Here is a 2983-nt window from a genome sequence, read left to right on the forward strand (position 1 = left end):
GTGCCGAACGGCGCGCTCAACGGTCATGCGCAGCCGGCGGCTGCGCTGCCGGCCGCCGACGCGGCCCGCAAGGCCCGCGCGTCCGAAGCGGACGGCGAGGAGGTCGTCGTGCGTCCTGCTTACTGGGACAAGGCATGCGCCGACCTCGTCAAGCGCGACCGGATCCTGAAGAAACTGATTCCGAAGTTCGGTCCCGCGCATCTCGTGAAGCGCGGCGACCCGTTCGTCACGCTCGCGCGCTCGGTCGTCGGCCAGCAGATTTCGGTGCCGTCGGCGCAGTCGCTGTGGGCGCGCATCGGGGATGCCTGTCCGAAACTCGCGCCGCAGCCGGTGATCCGGCTCGGCGCGGACAAGCTGATCGCGTGCGGGCTGTCGAAGCGCAAGACGGAATACATCCTCGATCTCGCGCAGCATTTCGTGTCGGGCGCGTTGCACGTCGACAAATGGACGTCGATGGACGATGAGGACGTGATCGCGGAACTCACGCAGATCCGCGGCATCAGCCGTTGGACGGCCGAGATGTTCCTGATCTTCAACCTGTCGCGGCCGGACGTCCTGCCGCTCGACGACCCGGGCCTGATCCGCGCGATCAGCGTCAATTACTTCAGCGGGGAACCCGTCACGCGCAGCGAGGCGCGCGAGGTTGCAGCCAACTGGGAGCCGTGGCGCACCGTCGCGACCTGGTACATGTGGCGCAGCCTCGATGCGCCCGACGCCGACGCCTGAGCGGCGGCTATCGGGTTTTAAACATCAATAGTTGAGAGCCGGTTTTGAGCGTCGCCCGCGCGGGTAGAATACGCGCTGCCGCAAGACCCAAGGATTCGAACACATGAAGACCACGTTTCTGGATTTCGAACAGCCGATCGCCGAACTCGAGGCCAAGATCGAAGAGCTGCGATTCGTGCAGGACGACTCGGCTGTCGACATTTCGGAAGAAATCGAGCGGCTGTCGAAGAAAAGCCAGCAACTGACGAAAGACCTCTACGCGAACCTGTCGCCGTGGCAGGTTTCGCAGATCGCGCGGCATCCGCAGCGTCCGTACACGCTCGATTACGTTTCAGAACTGTTTACCGATTTTCACGAGCTGCACGGCGACCGCGCATTCGCGGACGATGTGTCGATCGTCGGCGGCCTCGCGCGCTTCGGCGGCCATCCGTGCATGGTGATCGGTCATCAGAAGGGCCGTGACACGAAGGAGCGCGCCGCGCGCAACTTCGGGATGCCGCGGCCGGAAGGCTATCGCAAGGCCGAACGCCTGATGCGTCTCGCCGAGAAGTTCGGTCTGCCGATCTTCACGTTCGTCGACACGCCGGGCGCGTACCCGGGCATCGGCGCGGAAGAGCGCGGCCAGTCGGAGGCGATCGGCCGCAACCTGTACGTGATGGCCGAGCTGAAGACGCCGATCATCACGACGGTGATCGGCGAGGGCGGTTCGGGCGGCGCACTCGCGATCGCAGTGGCCGACACCGTGATGATGCTGCAATTCTCGACCTACTCGGTGATCTCGCCGGAAGGCTGCGCGTCGATCCTGTGGAAGAGCGCCGCGAAGGCACCGGAAGCAGCGGAAGCGTTGGGCCTGACCGCGCATCGCCTGAAGGCGCTCGGCCTGATCGACAAGATCATCAACGAGCCGCTCGGCGGCGCGCATCGCGATCCGAAGGGCATGGCTGCGCTGCTGCGCCGTGCGCTGGCCGATTCGCTGCGCCAATTCCAGGGCATGAGCATCGATGCGCTGCGCGAGCGCCGCTTCGAGCGCTTGATGGCCTACGGCAAGTTCAAGGAAACCACGCCGGGCGCATGACCGGCTGCGTCCTCCATTCGCGCGCCGCTGCGCGCGCGTTCCGCTCGTGATTCCGCCATCCGAATTCTCCGCCGACCGTGTCGTTCTCGACGCGGTCGGCGTTGCGCTTTCCGGCATGCCGTCCGATGCACGCGTCGCGATCGCGTACAGCGGTGGCCTCGACTCGACGGTGCTGCTCGATGCAGCCGTGCGCGTCGCGGGCGCGTCGCGCTGCGTCGCGCTGCACGTGCATCACGGGCTGAGTGCGAATGCCGACGCGTGGGTTGCGCATGCCGAGGCGAGTGCGGCCCGGCTCGGTGTCGCATTCGAGTCGATGCGCGTCGACGTGCCGCGCGACAGCGGCCTCGGTGTCGAGGCGACGGCGCGCGAGCGACGCTATGCGGCGCTCGACGAGATGTGCGAACGCCACGGCGCGGCCACGCTGTGGCTCGCGCAGCATGCGGACGACCAGGCCGAGACCGTGCTGCTGCAGTTGTTGCGCGGCGCGGGGATCGCGGGGCTTGCCGCGATGGCGCCGCGTTACCGCCCTGACGGCGCGAGCGTCGAACGTGTGCGCCCGCTGCTGCGACTGTTGCGTGCGCAACTCGAGCGCTATGCGACGCAGTACGAGCTGGCTTGGATCGACGACGAATCGAACAATGACACGCGCTACGCGCGCAATGCGTTGCGCATCGACGTGCTGCCGGCGCTGGCCGTGCATTTCCCGGGTTTTCGCGACGCACTGGGCCGCGCGGCCCAGCATGCGGCGGCCGCACAGCGACTGCTCGACGATCTGGCCGAGCTCGACTTCGCCGTTGCCACGCGCGATGACGGGCAGGCGCTGTCGCGCGACGCGCTGGTCGCGTTCGACGATACGCGCGGCGCGAACCTGCTGCGCTTCTGGATGCGCCGGCTCGGTCTGCCGGGTGCGTCGGCCGCCCGGCTCGCCAACATGATGCGGCAGTTGCGTGCCACGAATGTCGCGCATGCGCTGCGCGTCGATCACGCGGGGCAATGCCTGCGCCTTTATCGCGATGTCGTCTACTGGGAAGCGGGCGACAGCAGCGAACCGGCCGACGACGGCACCGGGAGCCCGCATCCGGAATCGATGCTGGCGTGGGACGGGCAGGAAGTCTGGCACCTGCCGGGTTGGCGCGGCACGTTCGTGTTCGCGCCGGCCGATGCGGGAAGCGCCGACGCGGT

The 2983-nt window shown here is 67.5% G+C and carries 3 protein-coding genes; all 3 read left to right on the forward strand.

The features are described 5' to 3' along the window. The coding region (locus G3N93_RS37240) for a DNA-3-methyladenine glycosylase (protein WP_241026861.1) at nt 1–726 on the forward strand (726 nt) is incomplete at its 5' end. Nucleotides 727–829: 103 nt separating this feature from the next. After that, nucleotides 830–1801, forward strand: a complete 972-nt coding sequence (locus G3N93_RS37245) for an acetyl-CoA carboxylase carboxyltransferase subunit alpha (protein WP_174941915.1) — start codon at nt 830–832, stop codon at nt 1799–1801. Between the two features lie 46 nt (nt 1802–1847). Beyond that, nucleotides 1848–2983, forward strand: a 1136-nt coding sequence (gene tilS / locus G3N93_RS37250; protein WP_206135262.1) for a tRNA lysidine(34) synthetase TilS, incomplete at its 3' end; no start/stop codon positions are given.

Source organism: Burkholderia sp. Se-20378, from assembly GCF_017104665.1.
Lineage (GTDB): Bacteria > Pseudomonadota > Gammaproteobacteria > Burkholderiales > Burkholderiaceae > Burkholderia > Burkholderia lata.